Raw genomic sequence first — 795 nt, forward strand, 5'->3', positions numbered from 1 at the left:
ATCAGCGCGGCCAGCGCCTCGCGCGCGGCCAGGGCGCTGTCGGCCGGCAGCCAGGCCATGGCGAGCAGCCGCCAGGGCAGCTCGGCCTTCAGGATCTTGACGGCGGTGTGCTTGAGTTCGGGCTGCTTGGAGGTGGGGCAGAAGGCCGGCGTGGTGAGCGCGTTCACGCCCGCCAGCGGCGTGCCGGTGGACGACTGCCCGCTCAGGTATTCGCTGCCCCAGTGCATGGCGATGAAGGCCTGCGACAGGCCCACGTCGGTGCTGCCCTGCACCGGCACCACGATGGCGCCGCGCGCGCTGGTGACGTGCACCAGGTCGCCCTCGGCCAGCTGGCGGCGCGCCATGTCCTGCGGGTGCATCTGCACGCTGGGCTCGGCCACGTGGCCGAACAGGCGGCCCAGCGTGCCGGTGCGGCTCATGCCGTGCCACTGGTCGCGCAGGCGGCCGGTGGTCAGGCTGAACGGGTAGCGCGCCTGGCGCGGCTCGGCCACCGGCTGCCAGGCGTTGGCGGCGAAGCGCGCGCGGCCATCGGCGGTGGGGAACACGCCGTCTTCGTACAGGCGCGCTTTGCCCAGCGGGCGGGGCGGGGCCGAAGGGTCGGCATCGGCATCAGTGTTGTCGGCAGTGCCGGCCGGGCAGGGCCACTGCTGCGGGCCCTGGGCATCGAGCAGCGCCCACGACAGGCCGGTGATGTCCAGGTCGCGCCCGCGCGTGCTCTCGCGGTGCTCGTTCCACACGGCCTCGGCGCCGCGCTCGGCCTCGCCGTCGCCAGTGGCGTACGGAAACAGGCGTGGG

At 74.3% G+C, this 795-nt stretch carries 1 protein-coding gene; it reads right to left on the minus strand.

Annotation, left to right across the window (positions count from 1 at the left end; translation table 11 throughout):
• On the minus strand, positions 1-795 hold a 795-nt coding region (locus AC27KI_RS26265; RefSeq protein WP_487116798.1), incomplete at both ends, for a molybdopterin oxidoreductase family protein.

The sequence above is a fragment of the Acidovorax sp. KPB24-03 genome, from assembly GCF_057546605.1.